The sequence below is a fragment of the Achromobacter sp. JCM 18799 genome, from assembly GCF_055395645.1.
Genome location: NZ_AP043866.1, coordinates 4,701,714 through 4,724,251 on the forward strand (window position 1 = coordinate 4,701,714; position 22,538 = coordinate 4,724,251).

Below are 22,538 nucleotides of genomic sequence, written 5' to 3' on the forward strand. Positions count from 1 at the left end.
CGAATCATGAATATTGGCAGCTTTTAAGGTGAAAATGTGTGCACATTAGCGCAGGGTGACTCCATACAACATTCCACCCTCCGGCCGGTTGCCCACCCCTATAAATCAGCGTAAAGTAAAATTCATGTTTGCTGGTCTGCCGATATGCGGGCCGACTGTGCAAACAGGCACAAAACTGCGCCATATGTTCGATATCCTGGTTTATCTGTACGAGAATTACTACACGCCGCAAGCCTGTCCTGCGGCCGACGTGCTCGCAAAGCGGCTTGCCGCCGCCGGTTTCGAGCACGAAGACATCGACGACGCCCTCGGCTGGCTCTACGGCCTGGCCGAAACCACCGAACGCTGCGTCGATCTCGCCCAGGCCCCCGCCACCGGCACCCGGATCTACACCGACAACGAATACCAGCAGCTCGGCACCGAATCCATCGGCTTCATCGCCTTCCTGGAATCGGCCGGCGTGCTGCCCGCGCCCTTGCGCGAGATCGTCATCGACCGGGGTCTGGCGTCGCCGGAAACGCCCGTGCCGCTGTCCAAGATCAAGATCATCGCCCTCATGGTTCTCTGGAGCCAGGAAGCCGAGATCGACAATCTGGTCCTGGAAGAGCTGCTGGACGAAGACGGCACGCGCTTGCTGCATTGAACGGTATCCGCGTCGCTTGATGCCGTTACTCCTTACCCGCGCGCCGCACCGCGCGGGCGTCCCATCGTGAATTACGTCGGCCGCTTCGCCCCCAGTCCCAGCGGCCCGCTGCATGCGGGCTCGCTGGTTGCCGCGCTAGCCAGCTGGCTGGACGCGCGCGCCCATGGCGGACGCTGGCTGCTGCGCATCGAAGACGTGGACACGCCGCGCACGGTGCCGGGCGCGGCCGAGGTCATCATGGGCCAGTTAAAGGCGCTGGGCCTGGACTGGGACGGCGACATCATGTGGCAGTCGCGCCGTAATGACGCCTACCAGGCCGCCTTCGACTCGCTGGCCGCGCGCGGCCTGATCTACGGCTGCGGCTGCACCCGGCGCGAAATCGCGGATTCGGCGCTGCGCGGCCAGACCGCGCCCGGGGCCGACGGCGAACGGCCGTATCCCGGCACCTGCCGCCACGGCTTGCCACCAGGCCGCGAGGCCCGCGCCTGGCGCGTGATCATGCCGGATGGCGTGGAACATTTCGTCGACCGCTGGCTGGGGCCGCAGGAACAGGACGTGGCGCAGGCGGTGGGCGACATCGCGCTAAGGCGGGCTGACGGCCTGTGGGCGTACCAACTCGCTGTAGTGGTGGACGACGCCGCGCAAGGCGTGACCGACGTGGTGCGCGGCGCGGACCTGCTCAGTTCCACCGCGCGCCAGCGCGTGCTGGGCCGGCTGCTGGGCCTGCCGCCGGTGCGCTACCTGCACGTGCCGCTGATCCTGAACGCTTCCAGCGGCCTGAAACTGTCCAAGCAGAACGGCGCCCCGCCCATCGACACCGGCGCGCCCCTGGCGGCGCTGATGGCCGCCTGGCGCGCCTTGGGCTTCGACCCCATCGATGCCGCGGACCGCGGTCATTTCCTGCGGGAAGCCACCGCGCGGTGGGCGCGGCGCTTCCCGCTGCCCGCCGCTACAGCGGCTTGAGGTCCTGGTCCAGCATCCGGACGAGCAGGGCCTCGCCGTTTTCCGCCACGCGCAACTCGCCGTACTTGGCGACCTGATAGCGCTCGGCCTGGCCTTCCGGGAAGAAATAGGCGTTGGTCACGATGCGCACGCTGTTGTCGCGGATGCGGTAACGCAGCGGCACTTCGGCATCGGTATGCGGGTGCGTATCGGGCTGGATGCGTAGCGGCTGCCCGACGCCGCGTGCGTCCGTCTGCAGCATGACATAGCCGTCCGGCTCGTAACCCATGACGGAGTCCTCGGCTTCGGGACGCTCGCCGCCTAGCCGCAGGCGCGTGACTTCCCGGCTGGCCGCGAAGTTCAGCGCCATGTAGTCGCCTTGCATCAGCGAACGGGGATCCACCGGAGCCAGTTCCAGGATGACCACCTTGCCCGACGCCAGCAGTTTTTCACGCTGCCAGATGCCGCCGTTGGCGACCGCCAGCACCAGCACCAGGCCGCCCAGGATGGCCAGCGTGCGCCAGCGCAAGGGCGCCGACACCGGCGGCAGGGCCCCGCGTCGGCTGGGCGCGATGGTGCGCATCAGGCGCGGCACCAGCCACACCAGGGCGCGCAACACGAACAGCAGCACCGCGGCGCCGCCCAGCCACAAGGCCTTTTGCAGTAGCGGCACGTCCAATTGGTAGTAATAGACACCCAGATAAGCCAGCAGGCTGATCACCGCGAACACGACCAGGCGGAACTGGTTCAAGCCGAAGCCCAGCAGCAGCCAGGCCAGCGCGAAACCCACGCCTGGACTGGGCAGCCAGAACAGGGACAGGATCAGCAGAGCTATCGGGACACCCCAGGTGACGCCGGCAGTCAGTACATGGCGGCGGGGCCAGAGCACCGCGAAGGCGGCCGCGACGGGCAACAGCGCTCCCGCAATGACCAGCACGGCCGTGTGCGGATTCAGCTGCCACATGGCGGGCAGTTGCTGGGCGGAGATGCCCCCGGCCAGCCATACCATCCCTTGCACCGACAGCAGGAAGGCCCAGGCCAGCGGTTGCAGCGCATGGGCGCGCTTGCCGCCCAGGCGGTGGCTCAGGCTGAAGATGACGGCGGTGGCCCAGGCGCCGGTCACGGCAATGGGCAGCCACACAAAGGTCGCGCGCATGGCGTCGAAGCCCAGCCATGCGTCCAGCAGGTCTTCGCCGCTCAGGTCGGGCGACAGGCCGCGCCAGATCAAGCCCGCCCCCGCCGCGGCAATCAGCAAGCCGCTCAGGAAGCGCAGGATGACGTCGGGTCCGACGGCATAGACCGTAGCCGCCATCAGCAGCACGAACACGCAGGCGCTGGCGAACGAGGTCGAGCTGGATAGCCCGAAGATGATCAGGATTTGCCCTGCGAAGGCCATGGCCGTGCCGCACTGGCGCCAGAACGGGCCAGCATCGCTGCGCAGCACCGCCACACCGGCCGCGCAAAGCACCAGCCCGGCCACCAGCGCGCCGCTTTCAGAGGTAATAAAGCCCGAGAACGCGATGAACACCAGCAGCAGCACAGTCGACAGCCAGGCGCTCAGGCCCAGCAGGCACTGCACGTACCAGGGCGGATCCGCCTGCGGCGCCGGAGCGGGCGCCAGCTGCGCGACCGGCGCGCTGGCGTCGGCCGGGTCCACCGAGTTGCCGGCCGAAGCCGCAGCCGGTTCGGAATCGGCGGCCGCGGCCACCGCCGTCTGCGGGTCGCCGGCAAGCCGGCGCAGCCAGCGCGCGGCCAAGACGGCCTCGGCCATGAGCAGCGCCGCCAGCGGCAGGGCCGCCCAGACGCCGGGTTCCAGGCGCAGCAGCCATTCGCCCGCCACCCGCAGCGACACGCAGATGACGCCGGCGGCCAGCATGGCCAGGATGATCAGGTCGCGCCGGCCCTTCTGATAATAGAAGCCCAGGCCCAGGGTCACCGCGACCCAGGCGATGCCGTTATAGAGGCCCAGGCCGCGGCCCAGGAAGTCGCCAAGCATCTGGGTCAGCACCAGCACGCTGATTGCCAGGGCGGCCAGGACCCGCGGACCGACCAGGGTGCTGGCGCGCCAGCGGCGGGCAGCCAGCTCCCAGCCCAGCAGCAGCACCAGGTTCAGGCCGGCCATCATCAGGCCGGGCACGCCCGGGCCGCCGAATATCAGCACCCAGGAGAACACCCGCTCGCCCAGCCACAAGGCCACCGCCACGTTCAACACCAGTGCCCATAGCAGCCAGACGGCCTGGCTGCCGGCGGCCAGCGCCCAGGGCAGCAGCAGCAGCGCCCACCAGGCGAACAGTTCCCAGGTATCGGCGCCAGTCTGGTAAGTTTGGCCTAGTAATGCGAGCAGCGCGCCCAGGAGGATGCCGGCCAGGGCGAGCAGGGCGCCTGGTATGGTGCGGCGCACGCCAGGACTCGCCCGCAGGCGCAGTCCGGTCCAGGCAGCGGCCAGCGCGCAAACCGCCAGGAGGCCCTGGATACCGGCGAAACGCTGGATTTTGGTCATGTCCTGCCAGTTGGCCGCGACCCAGCAAACCGCCGCGCTGCCCAGCAGCAAAACACCTAGCCAGAGGGTGCTGCGCGCCAGAAATTGACGCCAGGCGTGTAGTTCGGATCCCGCTTGTCTTTCAGTGCCGACTTGCATCTGGCGAATCTCCGATCTTATTATCCGCGCTACTACGGCGGGACTGCCGCCACTGGATACACATGAATAAAACGCTGATTATTGCCGAGAAGCCCTCGGTAGCCCTCGATATATCACGCGCCTTGGGAGGCTTTGCGCGCGAGGGCGACTATTTTGAAAGCGAACGTTACGTCCTCGCGTCCAGCATAGGCCACTTGCTGAGCTTGGTCGCGCCCAACGATCCGGTCAAGGGAAAATGGAGCTTCACGCACCTGCCCGTGATTCCGCCCGAGTTCGAACTGGGCCCCACCGACAAGAAATCGGCCGAACGGCTCAAGCTGCTGGTTCGCCTGGCCAAGCGCAAGGACGTCGACGCCATCATTAACGCCTGTGACGCCGGGCGCGAAGGCGAACTGATCTTCCGCTACATCATTCAGTACGCGGGCGTAAAGAAGCCGATCCAGCGCCTCTGGCTGCAGTCGATGACCCAGGCCGCCATCCGCGAAGCCTTCGCCAACCTGCGCGACGACGTCCAGCTCAAGCCGCTGGAAGCGGCCGCCCGCTCGCGCGCCGAAGCCGACTGGCTGGTGGGCATCAACGGCACCCGCGCAATGACCGCCTTCAACAGCAAGGACGGCGGCTTCTTCAAGACCCCGGTCGGCCGGGTGCAGACGCCCACGCTGGCCATCGTGGCCGAGCGCGAGGAGCGCATCCGCCGCTTCGTGCCGCGCGACTACTGGGAAGTGCGCGCCACCTTCGTGGCGGCCGCCGGCCTGTACGAAGGCCGCTGGATCGACCCGGAATTCAAGAAAGACGACCGCGACCCCGAAAAGCGCGAATCGCGCCTGTGGTCGCAGGCTGCCGCCCAGAGCGTGGTGGCTGCCTGCCGCGAACAGCCCGGCAGCGTCACGGAAGAATCCAAGCCGTCGACCCAGATGTCGCCGGCCCTCTACGACCTGACTTCGCTGCAGCGCGAGGCCAACGGCCGTTTCGGCTTTTCGGCCAAGACCACGCTGGCGCTGGCGCAGACCCTGTACGAACGGCACAAGGCGCTGACCTACCCGCGTACCGATTCGCGCTACCTGCCCGAGGACTACATCAACACCGTCAAGGAGACCATGCGCGCATTGGCGCAGGGCGGCTCCAATGCGGTGGGCGGCCTGGCCCGCCACGCCGGCACGGTGGTCAGCGAAAACTGGGTCAAGCCCAACCGCCGCATCTTCGACAACAAGAAGGTGTCGGACCACTTTGCCATCATCCCCACGCTGCAGATCCCGCACGATCTGAGCGAAGCCGAGGCCAAGCTGTACGACCTGGTGCTCAAGCGCTTCCTGGCCGTGTTCTTCCCCGCCGCGGAATACCGCGTCACCACCCGCATGACCGAAGTGCAGGGGCACCGCTTCCGCACCGACGGCAAGGTGCTGGTCAGCCCGGGATGGCTGGCCGTCTACGGCAAGGAAGCCCAAGGCGAAGACGCCAACCTGGTGCCTGTGGCGGACGGCGAGACCGTGCGCACCGAGGACGTGGAAGCCGTCGGCCTGACCACCAAGCCGCCGGCGCGCTTTAACGAAGGCACGCTGCTGTCGGCCATGGAAGGCGCGGGCAAGCTGGTGGACGACGAGGAACTGCGCGAGGCCATGTCCGAGCGCGGCCTGGGCACGCCGGCCACGCGCGCCGCCATCATCGAAGGCCTGCTCAACGAAAGCTACCTGCGCCGCGAAGGCCGCGACCTGGTGCCCACCGCCAAGGCGCGTCAGCTGATGACGCTCTTGTCCGGCCTGGACGTGACCGAACTGACTTCGCCGGAACTCACCGGCGAATGGGAACACAAGCTCAAGCAGATCGAGCAGGGCGGGCTGGGCCGCGAGGCCTTCATGCGCGAGATCGCGCAGATGACCCAGGTCATCGTCAAGCGCGCCAAGGAATACGAGCGCGACACGGTGCCGGGCGATTACGCCACGCTGCAGACGCCGTGCCCCAAGTGCGGCGCCGTGGTGAAGGAAAACTATCGCCGCTTTGCCTGCACCGCCTGCGACTTCTCCATCGGCAAGCACCCGGGCGGCCGCACCTTCGAGCTGCCCGAAGTGGAAGAGCTGCTGGCCAAGCGCGAGATCGGTCCGCTGCAAGGCTTCATCAGCAAGATGGGCCGTCCGTTCGCCGCCATCCTGCGCATCAGCGACGAGTACAAACTGGAATTCGACTTCGGCCAGAACGACGAGGACGACAGCGAGGCCGTGGACTTCTCCGGCCATACGCCGGTGGGCTCCTGCCCCAAGTGCCAGTCGCGCGTCTTTGAGCATGGCATGAGCTACGTCTGCGAGAAATCCGTCGGCCCCGAAAAGAGCTGCGATTTCCGTTCGGGCAAGGTCATCCTGCAGCAGGAGATCTCGCGCGAACAAATGGAAAAGCTGCTGATCAACGGCCGCACCGACCTGCTCGACGGCTTCGTCTCCAGCCGCACCAATCGCAAGTTCAAGGCCTTCCTCGTCCGCCAGCCGGACGGCAAGATCGGCTTCGAGTTCGAGCCGCGTCCTGAAAAGCCGGGCCGCGCGCCGGCCAAGACGGCTGCCAAGACCGCGACCAAGACTGCCGCGAAAAAGGCGCCGGCCAAGAAGGCCGCGGTGAAGAAGACCGCAACCAAGACGGCCACGAAAACGGCGGTCAAGAAGGCGGTGAAGAAGGCGGCGCCGAAAAAAACCGCCGCGTAAAACGGGCGCGGCGCCTGGCGCGCCGCCTCCCGACCATCGCGCACAACGCCCGGGCAACCGGGCGTTTTCCATTGTTGGACGCCAGTGGCTGGGGTATTGTCTACGCCAAACCGCTGCAACCAGACCTATACCGAGGACGACATGAGCAACAGCCCCGACTTCACCACCCGCCGCCGCGTGCTGGCCGCCGCTGGCGCGCTGGCCGGCATCAGCCTGGTCAATGGCCGCGTCGCATTCGCGCAGCCCAAGCTGGGCCGCGTCGTCTACGGCCAGGGCAGCATCGACCCGTTCTTTGCCGCGGGTTATGTCGCGCTGAAGAAAGGCTACTTCGGCGAGGGCGGGCTGGAAGTCGAATACCTGAACTCGCAGAGCGGTCCGCGCACCAACCAGCTGCTGGCCGCGGGCCAGATCGCGTTCGGCGCCACCGCCGCCACGGCCGCCCCCGCGCTGACGCTGGCCGGCAAGCCCGCCACGCTGGTGTTCGGCTTTGACCGCAAGCTCACCTACGCCAACGTCATCGTGCGCCGCGAAGACTTCGAAAGCGGCAAGATCAAATCGTTAAAGGACCTGGCCGGCAAGCGCGTGGGCGCGACCCAGCCGCAGTCCAGCACCTGGCTGATGGCGCTGTACCTGATGCAGAAGGCCGGCGTGGCCGACAAGGTGGACATCCGCCCGCTGGGCGACCTGGCCACCATGCTGGGCGCGCTCAAGACCGGCTCCGTGTCGGCCAGCATGGCCACCATGTCCATGATGGAACAGGCGCAGCAGGAAGGCTGGGGCGTGCCCATCTTCGACGCCACGACTGAAAGCTCGTGGAACGAATTCATGGGCGGCGACGTGCCCGGCATCGCGGCCCTGACCTTGCAGGACACCATCCAGAAGCGCCCCGAAGTGGTGCAGGCCTTCGTCACGGCGCTGGTCCGCGCGCAGGACTTCATCAGCGCCAACAGCGCCGCGGCCGTCACCGACGCGATCTACGACGATTACCTGAACGCCTTCCCGCGCGCCGCCATCGAGAAGACGCTGGGCGTCTACAAGGAAACGGTGTTCCTGAAGGACAACATCATCACCCAGGACGCCTATGACCGCATGACGGCCATCATGGGCGACGGCCGCCAGTTCTCCAATGACGAGATCAAGACCGTGCCCTACGACCGTTGCGTGAACATGAGCTTCGTGCGCCGCGCGCGGGGCCTCTGATGATCACGCTGGACAAGGTAGGCAAGGCCTACCAGACCCGCCAGGCGACCACGCACGCAGTGGGCGAGGTCAGCCTGACGATCCCGGAAGGCGAGTTCGTCTCCATCGTCGGGCCGTCCGGCTGCGGCAAGAGCACGCTGCTGAACATGATCGCGGGGTTTCTGCGCCCGACCACCGGCACGATCCGCGTGGACGGCCGCGTCGTGGACGGGCAGGTGCCGCCAGCCCTGGGCTACATCTTCCAGAAGGACACGCTGCTGCCCTGGTTCAACGTGAGGAAGAACGTGGCGCTGGGCCTGAAGTTCCAGGGCGTGGCCGCCGACAAGATCGAGCGCCGCGTGGCCGAGCTGCTGGAAATGGGCCACTTGAGCCAGTTCGCCGACGCCTTTCCGCACCAGCTATCGGGCGGCATGCGGCGGCGCGTGGCGCTCTTGATGAGCCTGGCGGTCGAGCCGCGCATCCTGCTCCTGGACGAGCCCTTCGGCGCGCTGGACACGCACACCAAGACCCACCTGCACCGCGAGCTGATCGAGATCTGGCGCAAGCTGGGCCAGACCATCGTCATGGTCACGCACGACCTGGACGAGGCCATCCTGCTGTCGGACCGTGTGGTGGTGCTGTCCGGGCCGCCCAGCCGCGTGCTGCTGGACGAGCGCATCGAGATCCCGCATCCGCGCGATGTGTTCACGCTGCGCGAAACGCCGCAGTTCGTGACCCACGTGCAAAGCCTCTGGAGCGTGCTGGGACAGCAGTTCCGCGCCGCCGCCTGAATCCCTACGCGTCATGACCACCTCTTACTCCGCCGATTCCCTGCAGGACCAGCTGCGGCTGGACCGCCGCGCCAGCATCGCGCGCCGGCTGCGCATCACCATGTGGCAGGTGCTGATCCTTGCCATCATCCTGGGTTCCTGGGAAATACTCACGCGCATCCCCTGGTTCGCCCAGAACACGCTGTTCGATCCCTTCTTCATCAGCCAACCCTCGCGCGTGGCCGTGCGCCTGTGGGAATGGCTGCAGCCCGGCCCGCGTTCGGTCTGGCCGCACCTGTGGCTGACCTTGCAGGCCACCATGGTGGGACTGCTGGTGGGCGTGGGCAGCGGCTTCGTGGTGGGCATGACGCTCAGCCGCAGCCGCTTCCTGGCCGACGTGCTCAACCCCTTCATCGTGGCCTTCAACTCGATGCCGCGCATCGCGTTCGTGCCGCTCATCACCATGTTCTTCGGACTGGGCCTGGCTTCCAAGGTGGTGACGTCCTGGTTCGTGGTGTTCTTCCTGGTGTTCTTCAACACCTACAAGGGCGGACGCAGCGTGGAACGCGAGCTGGTGGACTTCTGCCGCACGCTGGGCGGTTCGCCGCGCCAGATCCTGTGGCGGGTGCGCATCCCGACCGCGGCCGCGTGGACCTTCGCCGCCTTGCCGAATGCCATCAGCTTCGCGCTGATCGGCGTGGTGCTGGCGGAGTTCGTGGGGTCCACGACGGGCATGGGCTATCTGATGATCACCGCGCTGGCGACGCTGAACGCCACCGACATGTTCGCGGCGGTGACGCTGCTGTCCATCGTCGGCATTGCGCTGGTTTATTGTGTGACCTGGCTGGAACGCCGGCTGCTGCATTGGGCGCCGGAGTTCCGGGAATAGGTAGATCCCCCGCAGCGCTGCGCGCTTCCCCCGGGGAGCGCCGCTGCGGACCGGCGGAGCCGGATCCGCGCGGCCCTGATTGAGACCAAGCACTTTGGACGACTGACATGAACACGCTGCCGTATCTGCGCAACTTCGACCTGACGGGACAAGTCGCCCTGGTGACCGGCTCGGCCCGCGGGCTGGGCTTCTGTATCGCACGCGCGCTGGCCGGCTGTGGCGCACGCGTGCTGATCAACGGCCGCAACGCCGAAGCCGTCGCGGCCGCGGCGGCTGAATTGACCGCCGCCGGCCTGGACGCGCATCCGCTGCCGTTCGACATCAGCGACGACGCCGCGATGGAACGCGCTTTCCAGGACATAGACCGCGACCACCGCCGCCTGGACATCCTGGTGAACAACGTCGGCGCGCGCAATCGCAAGACGCTGCGCGATACCAGCCCCGCCGAAATCCGCGAGCTTATCGACACCGACATGGTCGCCGGCATGCTGCTGGCCAAGTTCGCCGCCGAACGCATGGTGCGCCAGGGCAGCGGCCGCATGATCGCGATCACTTCGGTGGTAGGCGAACTGGCGCGCTCGGGCGATGCGGTCTATCCCGCGGCCAAGCAAGGTTTGACGGGCATGGTGCGCGCGCTGGCGGCGGAATTTGGCGGTCACGGCATCACCAGCAACGCCATCGCGCCTGGCACCTTCGCCACCGAGACCAATGCCGCCATGGTGGCCGACCCCGACGTGGGACCGCGCATCGCCACACGCAACCCCATGGGACGTTGGGGCGAACCGGAGGAAATCGCGGGCGCCGCCGTGTTCCTGGCGTCGCCCGCGGCGTCATACGTGAATGGACACGTGCTGGTGGTGGACGGAGGCTTGTCGATCCAGTTCTGATGCAGGGTGCTGGGCTGCGCCGGCAGCCCAGCGGCGGTCAGGTCAGGTCGTCTCGTCCTGATACCAGACGCCTTCGGCCAGCATCATCTTCTGATGCCCGTGCCCCGCAGGCATCATCGGGAAGCAGTTCTCCTGCGCCGTCACGGCCACGTCCAGGAAGTAGGGGCCGTCGTGCGCCAGGCACTCGGCCAGCGCGGCATCCAGCTTTGCCGGATCGTCCACGCGGGCCGCGCCCCAGCCGAAGGCGCGCGCCAGCGCCACAAAGTCGGGCAGCGAGGCGTTGTAGCTGTGGCTGTAGCGCCCGCCGTGGATCAGCTCCTGCCACTGCCGCACCATGCCCATGTAGCCGTTATTGCACAGCACGACCTTGACGGGCGTCTGGTGCTGCATGGCGGTGGACAGTTCCTGGATGTTCATCAGCACCGACGCGTCGCCGCTGACACAGACCACGGTCTTGTCCGGATGGGCGACCTGCGCGCCGATGGCGGCAGGCACGCCGTAGCCCATGGTGCCGGCGCCGCCCGAGGTCAGCCAGCGGTTGGGCCTGTCGAAGCGCAGATACTGCGCGGCCCACATCTGGTGCTGGCCCACGTCGGTGGAGACAATGGCGTCGCGGTCCGCCAGCGCCGCATTCAGGCGCGACATCAGGTGCTGCGGCAGGATCGCGTCGGCGGCCGGGGTATAGCCCAGGCAGTCCTGGGCGCGCCAGGCGTCGATGCGCTTGTACCAGGGCGCCAGCCGCGCTGCGTCCATGGGATCGTCGCCGAGTTCGGCGCGCAGGGCGCGCACCAGCGGCAGGCAATCGCCCACCAGCGCCACGTCCACGCGCACCACCTTGTTGATGGAAGCCGGATCGATGTCGATGTGGATCTTGCGCGCATGCGGGCAGAACTCCGACAGCTTGCCGGTAATGCGGTCGTCGAAGCGGGCGCCGATGCAGACCACCAGGTCCGCGTTATGCATGGCGAGGTTGGCCTCGACCGTGCCGTGCATGCCCAGCATGCCGACGAACTGCGGGTCGGACGCGGGGAATGCGCCCAGGCCCATCAAGGTCAGGGTGCAGGGCGCGCCGGTATGGCGCACCAGATCCGTAAAGGCCTCGCAAGCCTCGGGACCGGCGTTCACCAGCCCGCCGCCGCCGTAGAAGATGGGGCGCTTGGCCTGGGCGATCAAGGCGGCGGCGCGGCGCACGGCCGACTGCGGCAGCTTGGGAGCCAGCTTGCCCGCCTGGCGGCGCGCGCGCAGCGCGGCCAGCTTCTGCTGCGAGGGCACGGCATCGTCGTCCGCGTCGCGCGGCACGGCCAGCTGCACGTCCTTGGGGAAATCCAGCAGCACCGGGCCGGGGCGGCCCTGGCGGGTCAGCTCGAAGGCGCGGGCCGTCACCGCGGCCACGTCGTCCACCGAACGGACCTGCGTATTCCACTTGGTCACGGAGCGCGAGATGCCGATGGCGTCGCATTCCTGGAAGGCGTCCGTGCCGATGGCGGCCGTGGCGACCTGGCCGCTGATGCAGAGCACCGGGATCGAGTCGCACATGGCATCCAGCAGGCCGGACGTGGTGTTGGCCATGCCCGGGCCGGACGTGACGAAGACCACGCCGGTGCGGCCCGTGCTGCGGGCGTAGCCCTCGGCGGCGTGCACGGCAGCCTGCTCGTGGCGCACCAGCACGTGACGCAGGCGCGGCTCGGCGTACAGGGCGTCGTACAACGGCAGCACCGCGCCGCCGGGGTACCCGAAAATGGTATCCACGCCGCACGCGATCAGCGTATCGAGCAGAATTTTCGCCCCGTTATCGGCGGGGCGTTCAGTGGCGGCAAGCGCGGCGGCGGCGGTGGGGTGCAGGCGATCGTTCATGCTATCTATCTTATTCGTAGATCGGAAGAATATTTATCTTCTTTTCCACGGATAACCGATGAACGGAGTAAATTTATCTTTGATTTTAAGGAATCAAAGAAAATGAACCTGGACAAGTTTGATCTCGCCATACTCAAGGTGCTGCAGGACAACGCGCGCGCCAGCCTGAACGACATCGGCGCGGCCGTGGGCCTGTCGTCCACACCGTGCTGGAACCGCATCAAACGCATGGAAAGCGCCGGCGTGATCCGCGGCTATACCGTCGACATCGATCCGGCCAGCCTGGGCTTCATGGACACGGTGATCGTGCACGTCACCCTGGAAAGCCACAGCGAGGAAACGCTGTACGAGTTCGGCCGGGCGCTGGCGCAGATCCCCGAGGTGCTGGAGGCCTTCCTGGTCTCGGGCGACTACGACTATTACATCCGCATCGCGGTGCGCGACACCCGCGACTACGAGCGGCTGCTGCGCGAACAGCTCTACCGCATCCCGGGCATCCGGCACAGCAAATCCTGCTTCGTGCTGCGCCGGCTGAAGGAAACCAAACTGCCGCTGACCGGATTGGCGGAATAGGCGCGCGTTAGCGCAGCACGAAGTCCACCGGCACGGCAGGCTCGGGCAGGGGCCGCACGCCCAGTCCTTCCAAGAGGTCGATCTCGATCACGCGGGCCAGCGCCGACAGCGGCAGGTCGTTTTCGTCGGAGCCGAAAGGATCTTCCAGTTCGTCGCCCACCGCGTCCAGGCCGAAGAAGGTATAGGCCACGATGGTGACGGCCGCCGGCATCATGTATTCCAGCGTCCCCACCAGGCCGAAAGGCAGCAGCAGGCAGAACAACCAGGCCGTGCGATGCAGCAGCAGCGAATAGGCGAAGGGCGACGGCGTGAACTTGATGCGCTCGCAGGCCGCCTGGATGGCGGCGCAGGCAGCCACGCGCTGGGTCAGGGCCTGGTACAGGATGTCGCTCAGCTCGCCGCGCCGCAGACAGGCCGCCAGGTCGCGGTTGATGGCCATGAGCAGGGCGTCGGGCACGTTGCGGCAGCCGTTGAGGGTCTCGGCCTCGTCCTGCTGCACCCAGGGGCGCGCGGCAGAAGCCATGTCTTCCTGCCGCAGCCGCGCCGCCAGCGCGTAGCCGAAGCCGATGCAACGGCGCACGATGCGTTCCTGCACCGGGTTGGCGGTGCTGGCCGCCAGCAGCACCGCGCTTTCGCGCGCCAGGCTGCGCGCCTGCACGATCAGCTCGCCCCATTGCTTGCGCGCTTCCCACCAGCGGTCGTAGCAGACGTTGTTGCGAAAGCCCATGAACACGGACAGGGCCAGTCCGAACAGCGAAAACGGCACCGCCGACAGATGCGCGGGCGAGAACCATTCCTGGTGGTACATCCACACCACGAAGCAGGACAGCGCCGTGATGACGAGGATGCGGCTGAGGATCCGCGGGATGATGGACCCGCGCAAGACAAAGAACAAGGCCAGCGCGGAAGGACGCGGACGGACAATCATGGTGCTAACCGAAGGAACGAGGCGGCGCACACTATACGCCTGTCGAGCTGTCAAAAACGCGCCGATATAATTCTGTTTCGTCTCACCGCCACTTCCACCGAGCAATGACCACCGAAGACACCCCGATCAAGCCCTGGCATGTCGTCCGCCGCTCCAAGCTGCACGGCAACGGCGTCTTCGCCGCGCGCAAAATTCCCGCGGGCACGCGCATCATCGAGTACGGCGGCGAGCGCATCAGCGCCAAGGAAGCCGACCGCCGTCATCCGACCAATCCGGACGATCCCTTCCACACCTTTTTCTTCGCGCTCAGCTCCGGCCGCGTGATCGACGGCGGCGACCAGGGCAACGACGCGCGCTGGATCAACCATTCCTGCCAGCCCAACTGCGAGGCCCAGGAAGGCAAGCACGGCAAGCGCGTCTACATCGTCGCGCTGCAGGACATCCCGCGCGGCACCGAACTCTCGTACGACTACGGCCTGGTGCTGGACGGCCGCATCACCAAGAAGCTGAAGGAAGGCTACCGCTGCCTCTGCGGCACGCCGCCGTGCCGCGGCACCATGCTGGCGCTGCCGGCCAAGAAGAAAAAGAAAGCGGACGCGCCCGAGGCCGCCGAAACCGTCGCCTGAGCATCGGCGGGGTCCGACCCCGCTCACGCCGAAGACCCCAGACGCGGCAAGCGTATTCCAGGCCCCGCTCCGGACAGGCGTACAATCCGTCAGGTCGTTAACACGACATGCAGTACGTCTTCAGGGCGGGGTGCAATTCCCCACCGGCGGTATGCCATGCAATGTGGCGAGCCCGCGAGCGCCCGGCGTCCTTTGTGGACACCGGGGTCAGCAGATCTGGTGAGATGCCAGGGCCGACGGTCATAGTCCGGATGAGAGAAGATGTGCCGGCACAACGGTAGCACCGGGCGCACCCGCGCCCGGACTGCCGTATTGCGTTCGGCTGTCGAGTAGCCCTGAAACGTTTTTCGCCCCTTTCAACTTGCGAGAGCGTTTCAAATGTCCAACGTTACCCTTACCCCGCAGTCCCCCATCCCCAGCCTGGCTTCTCAGCCTTTCGCCGCTCGCCTGCAGCGCGCCCTGCATCATCTGCGCCTGGGCCGACCCGTCATTCTCATGGACGACTTCGACCGCGAGAACGAGGCCGACCTGATCGTGGCCGCCGACAAGCTGACCGTGCCGGTCATGGCGCAGCTGATCCGCGATGGCAGCGGCATCGTTTGCCTGTGCCTGCCCGGCGAAACCCTGGACCGGCTGGAACTGCCGCCCATGGTCCAGCGCAACCAGAGCCGCTTTGCCACCGCCTTCACCGTTTCCATCGAAGCGCGCGAAGGGGTCAGCACCGGCGTATCGGCCGTGGATCGCGTCACCACCATCCGCGCCGCCATCTCGCCGTCGGCGCAGAGCGAAGACATCGTCAGCCCGGGCCATGTGTTCCCGCTGCGCGCCCAGCCGGGCGGCGTGCTGACCCGCCGCGGCCACACCGAAGGCTCGGTGGACCTGGCCGTGCTGGCCGGCCTGCGTCCGGCCGGCGTACTGTGCGAACTGATGAATGCCGACGGCACGATGATGCGCGGCGCCGCGCTTGAGCGCTATGCCGCGCAGCACGGACTGGTGGCGCTGACCATCGCCGAACTGGCAGACCATCTGCAACAACTGAAGGACGGCCAGGCCGAAGCGATCGACGACGAAGTGCTGGAGATGGCCGCGACGGTCTGATCGCTGCACAGGCGGCGCCGGAACCGGCGCCGCCATTTTTTTAGCGCCGCGTCCTGAGCGCCATGGCGACGACCATCGCCGCCAGCGCGCACGCGCCGCCCATCGCATACACCGCGCCATAGCCTTGCTCGCCGGCCAGCCAGCCGGCCGCCGGACTGCTCAGCCCCAAGGCCACGTCCAGGAAGGCCACGTACGCCCCCATGGCAGCGCCCCGGCTGGCCGCCGGCACGCGGCGCACGGCTTCCACGCCGAAGGCGGGGAATGCCAGCGAGTAGCCCGCGCCCGTCAGCAGCGCACCCGCATAGGCCCAGGCCGGCGTGGTGCCGGTCCAGATCAGCCACTGTCCCGCCGCTTCAATCAGCACGCACACCAGCGCCACGCGCGCGCCGCCCAGCTTGTCCGGCAGGCCGGCGAAGAACACGCGCGCCAGAATGAAGCCCGCGCCGAACGCGGTGAACATCCACGCCGCGCCGTCCCAACCGCGCTGCGAAAACAGCAGGCTCACGAACGCGGTGATCACGCCGAATCCAACGCTGGCCAGGGCCAGGCCTGCGCCGGGCAGCAGCACCAGGCCCAGCACTTTGTAGAAAGGCGTGCGCACGCCCCCCGCCGCGCGTACCCCGCGCAGCGGCAGCACCAGCGCCAGGGCCGCCAGCGGAATCAGCGCCGTGGCCCAGGCAATGCCCGCAAAGCCCGTGACGCCGTAGAGCCGCATGCCGGCGGGCGCGCCCAGCGCATAGGCGGCGTAGATCGCCACGCCGACCCAGGCCATCACGCGGCCCGCGTTCTGCGGCCCCACGCGGCCCACGCCCCAGCTCAGCGCGCCAGTGACGATAAGACTTTCGGCGCAGCCCATGAGCGCGCGTCCGGCCAGCAGCGCGGCCAGCGCCGCCTGCGGCCGCGCCGACAGGTCGTCGGCCAACAGATAGAACAGGCCCGCGATGGAGCCCAGCACAAAACCGCCCACCACCGCGCGCTTGGCGCCGCGGCGGTCAGCGAGCGAGCCCGCGTAGGCGCGCGACAGCAAGGCGGCGGCGAACTGCAGGCCGGCCACCACGCCAACCACCAGCGCGCCCAACGCCAGCGTGCCGTCTACATACAGAGGCAGCACCGGCATGGGCAGGCCGATCATGAAGAACCCGACGAATACCGCCAGCGCCAGCGGCAGCACTTGCGCGAAAACGGAGCGCACGGGCCCCTGGGCCGCGGGCATGGCCCCGGCCGTCGATGAATGCGACATTGAATTTCCTTAAGTGAGAGATGCGCAATCCGGAACCAGTTTGAAAACCGCCGATGGCATAATCGCCGTGTGCGGGCGATGAACCGGATTGCCTGCTGGAAATTTTATGAGCCGTTGCTCATATTCGATACTCGCCTTTCACAGTACCCATGACTGCCATCCCACAGCCCCGGAAATCGCCGCGCCAGCTCAGATCCCAGCACACCGTAGAGACAATTTTGCAAGCCACGGCTCGCGTTCTGGCGACCCATGGCTATGCGGGCACCAATACCAATCTGATCGCGGAAACGGCCGGCGTCAGCGTCGGTTCGCTGTATCAGTACTTCCCCAACAAGAACGCCCTGATCGCGGCGCTGCATAACCGCCACGACAACCAGATGCTGGACGTGATAGACGCGGTCCTGGACAGCAATCCCGCGGCCACGCTGCGCGAACGCGTCGCGGCCATTGTCGAAGCGATGCTGCACGCCCACATGCTGGAGCCCGCGCTGCATCGCGTGCTGGAAAGGGAGTTTCCGCTGTTCGACCAGCCGCACGAGCACAGCCGCGCGGATCAGGATATCCACAGGCGCATGCGTCATCTGCTGGAACTGCATCGTGCCGAAATCGCGCAGCAGGACCGGGATCTGGCGACCTATGTGGTGTTGCGCATCATGGAGTCGCTGGTGCATGCCGCAGCGCTGGAGCCGCCCGCGGGATTCTCGACGCGGCAGCTGGAACAGGCGGTGGTCGACGCGGTGATGGGGTATCTGGGCGAGCCGGCCGCGCGTCCCGCGCCGCGCAAGACGGCGAAGACCGCGCGCCGCTAGCCGCGCAATGGTTCGGGGCCGTCAGCGCCCCGGTTCGCGGGCCATCTGCGCCAGGCAGTCGGCCGCGCTGCCCGTGACGATGCGGGCGCTGCACGCCAGCATCAGATTCAGGTTCAGGCCAAAGTCTTCCACGGTGTAGCCGTGCGCATCGACCATGCGCGATGCGCCGTCGTCTGCCGCCGCGCCCACCGCCACCTGATCGATCAGCGAACCGGCCTGGCTGGTATAGCCCCATACCGGCTTGCCGCAGGCGATGGCGTAGCCGACTTCGAAGGCCGTGCCGGAATCGGGTTCGGCGCCGCGGAACGCATTCAGGTTGGCCATCACCATGTCGGCGCGCCGTATCAGCGCGACGTTCTCGCGGTAGATCCATTGCGCCAGCGACGGACCCGATAGATCCTGCGGCGCCTCGTTGTCCAGCGGGAACAGGCCGTCGAACCCATAGGTGGCGCAGAGCGCCTTCAAGCGTTTTCCGTGCGCCGCCGCATCGGGCAGGAACACGTCGAAACCCGCCAGATATACGCTGCGCATGTTGGTTACTCCGGATCGGAAACGTTGAAGGCTTCGCCAGTGGCGAAGAAGGAGCCGCCGGCCACGTAATGCACCGAACGGCGCTCGTCGTCAGGGAAATGCCAGCGGTTGCCGGAAAACACTTCCGGCGCGGCCCACGCGGCCACGACTTCGCCGATGAAGAGGTCGTAGGCCTGCTGATTGTGCGGCTCGGGCACGACGCGGCATTCCAGCCAGCCCAGGCAACCGCTGATGAGCGGCGCGCCGATCTTGCTGGCGGGGAACGTCGTCAGGCCGCTAGCCTGGAACTTGTCCTCGTCGCGCCCGGAATCGGTGCCCACCCGCAGCGTGGCGCGCGCCTGCGCACGCGACGGGATGCACAGCGCGAACTCGCCCGATGCTTCGATCAATCCGCGCGTGTAGGTGTTCTTGTCCACCACCACCAGCATCTTGGGCGGACTGAAATCCAGGGGCATGGCCCAGGCGGCCGCCATGACGTTGCGCGCATCGCCATGAGCGCTGGTCACCAGCACCGTGGGGCCGTGGTTCAGCAGCAGATAGGCGCGGGACAGGTCAACGGGTTCGATGCTGGACATGCGGCGCTTCCTAGAACATGCCGTTCTTGTTGGCGGGGTTCTCGGGGATTTCCTGGCTAACGTCCCAGTGTTCCACGATCTTGCCGTCTTCCACACGGAAGATATCCATCACGGCCTGGCCGCGGTCTTCCGGCGAATCGCGCCACAGGTTGTGGATAAGCACCAGGTCGCCCTCGGCGATCACGCGCTTGATCTCGACGATGGACTGCGGATGCTGCTCGAAATAGGCGGGAAAGAAATCCACCAGGGGACCGACGCCGTCCTGCATATAGGGGTTGTGCTGGACGTAGTTCGGGCTGACGTACAGGCGCACCGCCTCGTCGACGTCGCGGTCCTGGAACATCATGCGGAAGAACGCCACCACAAGGTCCTTGTTGGACTGAGGCGCTGCCGCGCTTGCCGGCGCGGCAGCCACACAGGTTGCGGCGACCAGCAAGCAAACGGCCAACGATTTCAACTTCATACGCATACGGGGCAAACTCAGGTATCGGAACGCCGGCTGGCGGTGCGCCAGTTTACAAACAAAAACATGGATCCCGGGCCTTGGCCCCCAATGAAAAAGGGCCTCTTGCCGAGGCCCTTCGTGGTCCCGCCGACGACCGGGCTCAGTAGCCGACGGTGTAGCGGCGGCGCGAATGCTTGGGCGTCTCGAGTTCATCGACCAGCGCAATGGCATAGTCTTCCATCGAAATCCAGCTCTTGCCTTCGTCGTCGGCCAGCAGGGTGTCGTCGCCCAAACGGAACGTGCCGGTGCGCTCGCCCGGCTCGAACAGCGCCGAAGGCGACAGGAAGGTCCAGTTCAGCACTTTTTCATGGCGCAACGTGTCCAGGAACACCACGCCGGCGCGCGCTTCGGGCTTGTAGGCGTCGGGGAATTCGGGGGTGTCGATCAGCATCTTGCCGGGGGCGACCAGCAGGCTGCCCGCGCCGCCGACCACCAGCAGACGCGGCACGCCCGCGTCCTTCACGGCGCTCAGGAGCGGCTTGGCGTCCGACGACACGAAGCGCGACGCGCTGATCACGGCGTCGTGGCCCTTCAGCAACGAGGTCAGCGCTTCGGGATCGGTGGCGTCGCCCTGCTTGATGGTCAGGCCGAGCTGCGGATTCACGTCGGACAGGTTGCGGGCGATGCCCGTGACCTGGTGGCCGCGCTTGAGCAATTCGTCCGCCACGCGCGAACCCACGCGGCCGGTGATTCCGATCAATGCAACTTTCATGGTCTTGCTCCTTGGGTAGGGGGAGCCAGGGCCGCCGCGACTTGCGGCGCAACACGTTTTGGCTCAGGCAAAGCCATACTATTCGTACAAATCCGATCGAAAAACCCGCAAAACCGGATGAGTTTTTTGCAATTTATGCACCAATACTTGGCAAACCCGCCCGCAACGGACCGAAGAGGCAGCCCTGCCGGCGTTTTCGCCGCCGTCAGACCAGTGTGCTCCCGACGGCCCCGCTTGAACAGGGGGCCGCCGGAGAGCCCGGCGATCAGGCCGCGGCGCGCTGCGCCTGATAGACCTGCAGATGCGCGTAAGCCGTGCGCAGGTAGGTCGCGTCCACGCCCAGGGTGCGGGCGCGCCGCACCATGTCGCCGACGATATGATCGGCCTCGACCGGCAGGCCCTGGCTCAGGTCGCGGAACATCGACGCGGTCACGGGCTGGGTGCGGTCCCCGATCACCTTGCGCGCCGAGGCGTCGGCCTCAGGCCGCACCGCATGGCCCGAGGCGGCGGCAACGGCTTGCGATTCCTGCAGCAGCCCGGTCATGATGTCGATGCCGTCATCAGAAGAGGCAATCTGCCCGATCGTGCCGCGCATCAGGCAGGTGGCGGCGGCCATCGTGGTCAGGAACACGTATTTCTCCCAGATGTCCTGGTAGATGTCGGTGCTCAGGCGGCTGACGTACTCGCCGCCGGCCAGGGCCTGTTCCAGCGCGACGCAGCGTTCGCTGCGGGCGGGGCCGGCGCGCTCGCCGAAGACGATGTTGGCGTACTTGCCCAGATGCACCACTTCGCCCTCGGGACCCAGGGTAGCGTTGATCTGGCACAGTCCGCCCAGCACCCGGTGCGGCTCGAACTCGCGGTCCAGCACGTCGTACTGCAGCACGCCGTTCATGATGGGCAGCACGGCGGTATCGGGTCCGACCGCGGGGCGGATGGCCTCGATGGCGCTGGCCAGGTCATAGGCCTTGCAGCTCAGCACCACCACGTCGTAGCTGCCTTGCAGCGTCTGTTGCGTGACCAGCTGCGGCTGCAGCGTGGCGTCGCCCAACGGGCTCTTGATGCGCAGGCCCTGTTCGCGGATCCGCGCGGCGCGCGGCTCGCGCACCAGGAAGGTCACGTCCGCGCCCGCCTGAGCCGCCCGTCCGCCGAAGTATCCGCCGGTGCCGCCGGCGCCCAAGAACAACATCCGCATGCCTGTCTCTCCTTGTAGGCTGCCCGCCGTCTGCGCGGGCTCATGGCGGCATTATGCGCCTTGCGGGGGGAGCGGGTGCTCGTGCTCCTGCCAGGCTTGATATCCGCCGCGCAGCGCCCAGGTCTTGGGATAACCGGCAGCGCGCAGCCGCGACGCAAGCAATGCCGCCGACACCTCGTTGGGGCAAGCGCAGTACACCACGATGTCGGACTCCAGCGCCTGGGCGTCCAGCCGAGGCAAGGGCGCTTTCAGGTCCACGGCGATGGCGCCGGGGATGCGCTGCTCTTCGCGCAGCGCTTCGGGGCGCACGTCGAACACCAGCGCGTTGCGGCCGTCCTGGCGCCACTGCATCAGCTCATCCACCGACAGCCGCGGAATCACGCGCAGGCTGCGCAGCAGGATCCGGCGCCGCAGGAAACGCGCCAGGATGTACAACGCCAGCACCGCCGCCAGCACGCCCAGCCCCATGGCGCCGTAGGTGCCCAGGATCTCCAGCACGTCGTTGATCACGTTGTGGAACAGGCCGCCCAACAGCAGGGCCGAACCCGACCAGATCAGCGAGCCCACGATGTCGTAGCCCAGGAAACGGCGGTAGGGCGTGCCCGTCAATCCCGCCATAACGGTGGACAGCGCCCCCGCGCCCGGCAGGAACTTGCACACCAGCAACGCACGCACGCCTATGCGCAGGTACAGGCGCTGCGTCTGCCGGATGCAGGAATCCTGCGACAGCGACATCTTGCAGATCACGCCCAAAAGACGCGAGCCGTAGCGCTGGCCAGCGGCATACCAAAGGCTGTCGGCCAGCAGGCAGGCGACCGTAGCCGCCATCCAGGGCACGAGCCACCCGCCCGCGCCGGCCAGCGCGCCGGCGGCGATCAGCATGGGATAGGCGGGTACCGGCAAGCCGGCCTGCTCGACCAGCACGTTGGCAAACACCAGCCACCCGCCGTACTGTTCCAGCAGCAGTTGTATATCTTGCATGGGGTCTTCCAGCTTGCCACGCCACGCGCGCGGCTCATGCCTGGGATTTTAGGCGCGCAGACCGGAGATCGGCGCATCGGCGGCCGCAACGGCCCGTTCCATACGGCCGCTCTGTCCACCCCTTGAAACGCCGCGCACCGTCCTGGTGCCACCAATCCCCGCCAGGGTGCCTATAATCCTGCCCGGCCATCAGGTTTCCCCGACTTGTCGCGGGAATGCCCCATGGCATACAACTTGCTTCGCCAGGGCTGGCAGCGAACCCGACCATTCGGATGGGGC

21 protein-coding genes and 1 riboswitch are annotated in these 22,538 nt (G+C 67.0%); of the genes, 11 read left to right on the forward strand and 10 right to left on the reverse strand.

From position 1 onward, the window contains the following. Nucleotides 1-184: 184 nt before the first annotated feature. A complete protein-coding gene (locus tag ACZ5YA_RS22145) occupies nucleotides 185-643 on the forward strand; it encodes a Smg family protein (protein ID WP_042795808.1) in 459 nt (152 codons plus the stop codon). A gap of 66 nt (nucleotides 644-709) precedes the next feature. Beyond that, nucleotides 710-1,606: a tRNA glutamyl-Q(34) synthetase GluQRS gene (gene gluQRS, locus ACZ5YA_RS22150; RefSeq protein WP_464091245.1), complete on the forward strand. Its 897-nt coding sequence runs from the start codon at nucleotides 710-712 to the stop codon at nucleotides 1,604-1,606. On the opposite strand, the gene ACZ5YA_RS22155 is transcribed toward gluQRS, so the two are convergent. Continuing rightward, on the reverse strand, nucleotides 1,593-4,223 hold the full coding sequence (locus ACZ5YA_RS22155) for a GDYXXLXY domain-containing protein (RefSeq protein ID WP_059376505.1): 2,631 nt from the start codon (nucleotides 4,221-4,223) through the stop codon (nucleotides 1,593-1,595). The two genes, gluQRS and ACZ5YA_RS22155, sit on opposite strands and share 14 nt — an antisense overlap. 62 nt (nucleotides 4,224-4,285) lie before the next feature. On the opposite strand from ACZ5YA_RS22155, the gene ACZ5YA_RS22160 reads away from it, so the two are divergent. From ACZ5YA_RS22160 to ACZ5YA_RS22180, 5 genes are all read left to right on the forward strand, one after another. Next, nucleotides 4,286-6,910: a DNA topoisomerase III gene (locus ACZ5YA_RS22160; protein WP_464091246.1), complete on the forward strand. Its 2,625-nt coding sequence runs from the start codon at nucleotides 4,286-4,288 to the stop codon at nucleotides 6,908-6,910. A 141-nt stretch (nucleotides 6,911-7,051) separates the two neighbouring features. Then, nucleotides 7,052-8,110 (forward strand): ABC transporter substrate-binding protein, encoded by a 1,059-nt coding sequence (locus ACZ5YA_RS22165; protein WP_118932757.1) that lies wholly within the window; start codon nucleotides 7,052-7,054, stop codon nucleotides 8,108-8,110. Then, nucleotides 8,110-8,880 (forward strand): ABC transporter ATP-binding protein, encoded by a 771-nt coding sequence (locus ACZ5YA_RS22170; protein WP_165867844.1) that lies wholly within the window; start codon nucleotides 8,110-8,112, stop codon nucleotides 8,878-8,880. The genes ACZ5YA_RS22165 and ACZ5YA_RS22170 overlap by 1 nt, the downstream gene beginning before the upstream one ends. A 13-nt stretch (nucleotides 8,881-8,893) precedes the next feature. Continuing rightward, entirely contained in the window at nucleotides 8,894-9,748 is an 855-nt protein-coding gene (locus ACZ5YA_RS22175) for an ABC transporter permease (protein ID WP_464091247.1), read from the forward strand. 107 nt (nucleotides 9,749-9,855) lie between these two features. Beyond that, nucleotides 9,856-10,635 carry an SDR family oxidoreductase gene (locus ACZ5YA_RS22180; RefSeq protein WP_059376484.1) on the forward strand — a complete coding sequence of 260 codons (780 nt, stop codon included), beginning with the start codon at nucleotides 9,856-9,858 and terminating at the stop codon, nucleotides 10,633-10,635. 42 nt (nucleotides 10,636-10,677) lie between these two features. On the opposite strand, the gene ilvB is transcribed toward ACZ5YA_RS22180, so the two are convergent. Further along, nucleotides 10,678-12,498: a biosynthetic-type acetolactate synthase large subunit gene (gene ilvB / locus ACZ5YA_RS22185; protein ID WP_118932756.1), complete on the reverse strand. Its 1,821-nt coding sequence runs from the start codon at nucleotides 12,496-12,498 to the stop codon at nucleotides 10,678-10,680. Between the two features lie 93 nt (nucleotides 12,499-12,591). On the opposite strand from ilvB, the gene ACZ5YA_RS22190 reads away from it, so the two are divergent. Beyond that, complete coding sequence (locus ACZ5YA_RS22190) at nucleotides 12,592-13,062, forward strand: Lrp/AsnC family transcriptional regulator (RefSeq protein WP_013390823.1); 471 nt, start codon at nucleotides 12,592-12,594, stop codon at nucleotides 13,060-13,062. A 7-nt stretch (nucleotides 13,063-13,069) separates the two neighbouring features. On the opposite strand, the gene ACZ5YA_RS22195 is transcribed toward ACZ5YA_RS22190, so the two are convergent. Continuing rightward, complete coding sequence (locus tag ACZ5YA_RS22195) at nucleotides 13,070-13,990, reverse strand: bestrophin family protein (protein WP_059376476.1); 921 nt, start codon at nucleotides 13,988-13,990, stop codon at nucleotides 13,070-13,072. Between the two features lie 104 nt (nucleotides 13,991-14,094). On the opposite strand from ACZ5YA_RS22195, the gene ACZ5YA_RS22200 reads away from it, so the two are divergent. Then, complete coding sequence (locus ACZ5YA_RS22200) at nucleotides 14,095-14,616, forward strand: SET domain-containing protein (RefSeq protein ID WP_118932755.1); 522 nt, start codon at nucleotides 14,095-14,097, stop codon at nucleotides 14,614-14,616. 112 nt (nucleotides 14,617-14,728) lie between these two features. Beyond that, nucleotides 14,729-14,883, forward strand: a riboswitch (FMN riboswitch). 111 nt (nucleotides 14,884-14,994) lie between these two features. Next, entirely contained in the window at nucleotides 14,995-15,714 is a 720-nt protein-coding gene (gene ribB, locus ACZ5YA_RS22205) for a 3,4-dihydroxy-2-butanone-4-phosphate synthase (RefSeq protein WP_088143601.1), read from the forward strand. Nucleotides 15,715-15,754: 40 nt separating this feature from the next. Here ribB and ACZ5YA_RS22210 read toward each other — a convergent pair whose 3' ends face one another. Next, nucleotides 15,755-16,954: an arabinose transporter gene (locus ACZ5YA_RS22210; RefSeq protein WP_118932753.1), complete on the reverse strand. Its 1,200-nt coding sequence runs from the start codon at nucleotides 16,952-16,954 to the stop codon at nucleotides 15,755-15,757. A gap of 149 nt (nucleotides 16,955-17,103) precedes the next feature. Here ACZ5YA_RS22210 and ACZ5YA_RS22215 point away from each other — a divergent pair, with 149 nt between their 5' ends. Then, on the forward strand, nucleotides 17,104-17,763 hold the full coding sequence (locus ACZ5YA_RS22215) for a TetR/AcrR family transcriptional regulator (RefSeq protein ID WP_059376463.1): 660 nt from the start codon (nucleotides 17,104-17,106) through the stop codon (nucleotides 17,761-17,763). Between the two features lie 21 nt (nucleotides 17,764-17,784). Here the strand turns inward: ACZ5YA_RS22215 and ACZ5YA_RS22220 are convergent, their stop codons facing one another. The 6 genes from ACZ5YA_RS22220 to ACZ5YA_RS22245 form a co-directional block, all read right to left on the reverse strand. Then, nucleotides 17,785-18,294, reverse strand: coding sequence for a nucleoside 2-deoxyribosyltransferase (locus tag ACZ5YA_RS22220; RefSeq protein WP_306634767.1), 510 nt, complete (start codon nucleotides 18,292-18,294; stop codon nucleotides 17,785-17,787). Between the two features lie 5 nt (nucleotides 18,295-18,299). Continuing rightward, a complete protein-coding gene (locus tag ACZ5YA_RS22225; RefSeq protein ID WP_054455727.1) occupies nucleotides 18,300-18,869 on the reverse strand; it encodes a flavin reductase family protein in 570 nt (189 codons plus the stop codon). A 10-nt stretch (nucleotides 18,870-18,879) separates the two neighbouring features. Then, complete coding sequence (locus ACZ5YA_RS22230; RefSeq protein ID WP_118932751.1) at nucleotides 18,880-19,338, reverse strand: nuclear transport factor 2 family protein; 459 nt, start codon at nucleotides 19,336-19,338, stop codon at nucleotides 18,880-18,882. A gap of 136 nt (nucleotides 19,339-19,474) precedes the next feature. After that, nucleotides 19,475-20,086 (reverse strand): NAD(P)-dependent oxidoreductase, encoded by a 612-nt coding sequence (locus tag ACZ5YA_RS22235; RefSeq protein WP_059376457.1) that lies wholly within the window; start codon nucleotides 20,084-20,086, stop codon nucleotides 19,475-19,477. A gap of 265 nt (nucleotides 20,087-20,351) precedes the next feature. Further along, nucleotides 20,352-21,278: a 2-dehydropantoate 2-reductase gene (gene panE / locus ACZ5YA_RS22240; protein WP_059376456.1), complete on the reverse strand. Its 927-nt coding sequence runs from the start codon at nucleotides 21,276-21,278 to the stop codon at nucleotides 20,352-20,354. A 51-nt stretch (nucleotides 21,279-21,329) separates the two neighbouring features. Beyond that, nucleotides 21,330-22,259: a DedA family protein/thiosulfate sulfurtransferase GlpE gene (locus ACZ5YA_RS22245; RefSeq protein WP_059376452.1), complete on the reverse strand. Its 930-nt coding sequence runs from the start codon at nucleotides 22,257-22,259 to the stop codon at nucleotides 21,330-21,332. Nucleotides 22,260-22,538 lie beyond the last annotated feature (279 nt).

Bases quoted from the DNA above. Each gene is read 5' to 3' on its own strand.
- ACZ5YA_RS22145 (WP_042795808.1), top strand. From the start codon at position 185: ATGTTCGATATCCTGGTTTATCTGTACGAGAATTACTACACGCCGCAA.
- ACZ5YA_RS22155 (WP_059376505.1), bottom strand. From the start codon at position 4,223: ATGCAAGTCGGCACTGAAAGACAAGCGGGATCCGAACTACACGCCTGG.
- ACZ5YA_RS22160 (WP_464091246.1), top strand. From the start codon at position 4,286: ATGAATAAAACGCTGATTATTGCCGAGAAGCCCTCGGTAGCCCTCGAT.
- ACZ5YA_RS22165 (WP_118932757.1), top strand. From the start codon at position 7,052: ATGAGCAACAGCCCCGACTTCACCACCCGCCGCCGCGTGCTGGCCGCC.
- ACZ5YA_RS22170 (WP_165867844.1), top strand. From the start codon at position 8,110: ATGATCACGCTGGACAAGGTAGGCAAGGCCTACCAGACCCGCCAGGCG.
- ACZ5YA_RS22175 (WP_464091247.1), top strand. From the start codon at position 8,894: ATGACCACCTCTTACTCCGCCGATTCCCTGCAGGACCAGCTGCGGCTG.
- ACZ5YA_RS22180 (WP_059376484.1), top strand. From the start codon at position 9,856: ATGAACACGCTGCCGTATCTGCGCAACTTCGACCTGACGGGACAAGTC.
- ACZ5YA_RS22190 (WP_013390823.1), top strand. From the start codon at position 12,592: ATGAACCTGGACAAGTTTGATCTCGCCATACTCAAGGTGCTGCAGGAC.
- ACZ5YA_RS22195 (WP_059376476.1), bottom strand. From the start codon at position 13,990: ATGATTGTCCGTCCGCGTCCTTCCGCGCTGGCCTTGTTCTTTGTCTTG.
- ACZ5YA_RS22200 (WP_118932755.1), top strand. From the start codon at position 14,095: ATGACCACCGAAGACACCCCGATCAAGCCCTGGCATGTCGTCCGCCGC.
- ribB (WP_088143601.1), top strand. From the start codon at position 14,995: ATGTCCAACGTTACCCTTACCCCGCAGTCCCCCATCCCCAGCCTGGCT.
- ACZ5YA_RS22210 (WP_118932753.1), bottom strand. From the start codon at position 16,954: ATGTCGCATTCATCGACGGCCGGGGCCATGCCCGCGGCCCAGGGGCCC.
- ACZ5YA_RS22215 (WP_059376463.1), top strand. From the start codon at position 17,104: ATGACTGCCATCCCACAGCCCCGGAAATCGCCGCGCCAGCTCAGATCC.
- ACZ5YA_RS22220 (WP_306634767.1), bottom strand. From the start codon at position 18,294: ATGCGCAGCGTATATCTGGCGGGTTTCGACGTGTTCCTGCCCGATGCG.
- ACZ5YA_RS22225 (WP_054455727.1), bottom strand. From the start codon at position 18,869: ATGTCCAGCATCGAACCCGTTGACCTGTCCCGCGCCTATCTGCTGCTG.
- ACZ5YA_RS22230 (WP_118932751.1), bottom strand. From the start codon at position 19,338: ATGCGTATGAAGTTGAAATCGTTGGCCGTTTGCTTGCTGGTCGCCGCA.
- ACZ5YA_RS22235 (WP_059376457.1), bottom strand. From the start codon at position 20,086: ATGAAAGTTGCATTGATCGGAATCACCGGCCGCGTGGGTTCGCGCGTG.
- panE (WP_059376456.1), bottom strand. From the start codon at position 21,278: ATGCGGATGTTGTTCTTGGGCGCCGGCGGCACCGGCGGATACTTCGGC.
- ACZ5YA_RS22245 (WP_059376452.1), bottom strand. From the start codon at position 22,259: ATGCAAGATATACAACTGCTGCTGGAACAGTACGGCGGGTGGCTGGTG.